The organism is Mycobacterium sp., assembly GCF_035274705.1.
In the GTDB taxonomy this organism is placed as follows: Bacteria; Actinomycetota; Actinomycetes; order Mycobacteriales; family Mycobacteriaceae; genus Mycobacterium.
On record NZ_DATENY010000110.1, the window covers coordinates 1 to 2,832 of the forward strand.

Genomic DNA, 2,832 nt, shown 5'->3' on the forward strand with positions numbered 1-2,832 from the left:
AACCGGGCCACGTGTACACCGCACGTCAGCTGCTCGACGGGCTGCTGCTGGTGTCGGGCAACGACGCCGCCAACACGCTGGCCGACATGCTCGGCGGATTCTCGGTCGCGGTCGCAAAGATGAACGCCAAGGCCTACCAGCTCGGTGCGCGCAACACACGCGCCGCGACGCCCTCAGGGCTCGATGGGCCCGGTATGGAATCGGTCACCACACCAAACGATTTGGCGGTGATCTTCCGCGCGGCGCTGAGATATGCGATGTTCGCACGCATCGTGCATCAGGCTTCAGCGCTGTTCCCAGATGGCAACGGCTACAAGCAAATCGACAACCAGAACAACGAGTTGTTCGACCGCTATCCGGGCACACTGGGCGGCAAAACGGGCTACACCGATCTAGCCCGCAAGACGTTCGTCGGCGCGGCTCAGAGAAACGGCCGGCGTTTGGTCGTCGTGCAGATGTACGGCTCGGGCGACATGTACGGCCAGGCGATCGGCCTGTTCGACTGGGGCTTCAGCCAGTACCGCTAGAACACCCGGCCCCGCAGGATCACCATATCGGGTTTGTTGAGCACGTCGGGGCCCAGACGCGGATCGTCGCGGTAGCACACCAGATCTGCGGCCGCGCCGTGTTCGAGGCTCGGCCGACCCAGCCACTGCCGCGCATCCCAGCACGCCGCACCCAACGCCTCCGTTGGAGTCATGCCGATGCCTTTGAGCAACTCGATCTCATCAGCGATTCGACCGTGCGCGACCATGCTGCCCGCATCCGTGCCCGCGTAGATCGGCACGCCGGCTTCACGGGCCGCGGCGACCCGCGGATAGCAGGTGGCATACAAGTCGCGCATGTGCCTGGCATACGCCGGATATTTCTCCGCGGCGGCGGCGATGCCAGGGAAGTTGTCGATGTTGATCAACGTCGGTACCAGCGCCGTGCCGTGCTCGACCATCAGCTCGATAGTGTCGTCGGTGAGACCGGTGCCGTGTTCGATGCAGTCAATGCCCGCGTTGATCAGGCCGGGCAGAGCGTCCTCGCTGAACACATGCGCCGTGACTCGAGCACCATTGGCGTGGGCAGCGTCGATCGCGGCCTTCAACACATCGTCGGACCACAGTGGCGCGAGATCGCCGGCGTCGCGGTCGATCCAGTCGCCAACCAGCTTCACCCAGCCGTCGCCCCACCGCGCCTGCTCGGCGACCACGTCGGGCAGCTGCGTCTCGTCGTCCAGTTCGATCGCAAACCCGCGCTGGTAGCGCTTCGGCCGGGCCAGGTGACGACCGGCCCGGATGATGTTCGGCAGATCGTCGTGGTCATCGAGGCTTCGGGTGTCCACCGGCGAGCCGGCGTCGCGCAGCAGCAATGCGCCAGCGTCACGTTCCGTCTTGGCCTGTTCGATGCATTCGTCGAGTTCGACGGGGCCGTGTTCACCGAGCCCGACGTGGCAGTGCGCGTCGACCAGTCCGGGAATGATCCAGCCGCCGTCGAAGACTGTTTCGGCATCGGCCACAGGCTCCGCGCTCAGCATGCCGCGGCGTCCGTGCTCTTCGCCCGAGGGCTCATCGACGATCCACCACTCCACGGGCTCGCCATCAGGGAGTCCCCGTCCGCGTACGTGGAGGCGCACGTCAGTTCTTGGGAAACTTCAGCTTCGACAGGTCGATGTCGGCCAGTCCGGGCGGCAACTCGTCGAGCCCCTTGGGCATGTTGGACAGGTCAGGGAACCCGGCCGGCATACCGGCACCCAGCGGATTGCGCGTCTTGGGTGGTGTCGGACCGCGCCCGCCCTTCTTGCCCTTCTTGCCCTTGCCCTTTGCGGCCTTGCGGGAGTTCTTGCGGCCGAACGGCATTCCCATCTGGCCGGCCATCTGGGACATCATCTTGCGGGCCTCGAAGAACCGGTCGACGAGCTGATTGACCTCGCCCACCGTCACGCCCGAGCCGTTGGCGATGCGCAACCGGCGCGAACCGTTGATGATCTTCGGGTCGGCCCGCTCGGCGGGCGTCATGCCACGGATGATGGCCTGCACCCGGTCGAGCTGGCTGTCGTCGACCGCGGCCAGCGCGTCTTTCATCTGACCGGCGCCGGGCAACATGCCCAGCAGGTTGCCGATCGGGCCCATCTTTCGGATGGCCAGCATCTGCTCGAGGAAGTCCTCGAGTGTGAGCTCGCCGCTGCCGATCTTCGCCGCGGCGGCCTCGGCCTGCTCGGCGTCGAAATGCTGTTCGGCCTGCTCGATCAGGCTGAGCACATCGCCCATGCCAAGGATCCGGCTGGCCATCCGGTCGGGGTGGAAGACGTCGAAGTCCTCGAGCTTCTCGCCGGTCGACGCAAACAGGATCGGCACCCCGGTGACCTCGCGCACCGACAGCGCCGCGCCGCCACGGGCGTCGCCGTCGAGCTTGGTCAGCACGACGCCGGTGAAGCCGACACCCTCGCGGAACGCCTCGGCCGTGGTCACGGCGTCCTGACCGATCATGGCGTCGAGGACGAAGATCACTTCGTCGGGGTCGACGGCCTGGCGGATCGCGGCGGCCTGGCTCATCAGCTCGTCGTCGATGCCCAGCCGGCCCGCGGTGTCGACGATGACGACGTCGTGCTGCGCGTGCTTGGCCTCGGCGATGGCGCGGCGGGCGACGTCGACCGGGTCGCCGACGCCGTTGCCCGGCTCGGGGGCGAAGGTGACGACCCCGGCGCGCTCGCCGACGACCTGCAGCTGCGTCACCGCGTTCGGGCGCTGCAGGTCCGCGGCGACCAGCAGCGGCGTGTGGCCCTGGCCGCGCAGCCAGCGGGCCAGCTTGCCGGCCAGCGTCGTCTTACCGGAACCCTGCAGACCG

At 67.3% G+C, this 2,832-nt stretch carries 3 protein-coding genes; 1 reads left to right on the forward strand and 2 read right to left on the reverse strand.

Features of this window, described 5'->3' with window-relative positions:
* A partial coding sequence (locus VJV41_RS23450; RefSeq protein WP_325337753.1) for a D-alanyl-D-alanine carboxypeptidase family protein occupies positions 1 to 527 on the forward strand: 527 nt, incomplete at its 5' end.
* Here the strand turns inward: VJV41_RS23450 and VJV41_RS23455 are convergent.
* Positions 524 to 1,621 carry an amidohydrolase family protein gene (locus tag VJV41_RS23455; protein ID WP_325337755.1) on the reverse strand — a complete coding sequence of 366 codons (1,098 nt, stop codon included), beginning with the start codon at positions 1,619 to 1,621 and terminating at the stop codon, positions 524 to 526. The two genes, VJV41_RS23450 and VJV41_RS23455, sit on opposite strands and share 4 nt — an antisense overlap.
* A 1-nt stretch (position 1,622) precedes the next feature.
* Positions 1,623 to 2,832, reverse strand: a 1,210-nt coding sequence (locus tag VJV41_RS23460; protein WP_325337757.1) for a signal recognition particle protein, incomplete at its 5' end; no start/stop codon positions are given.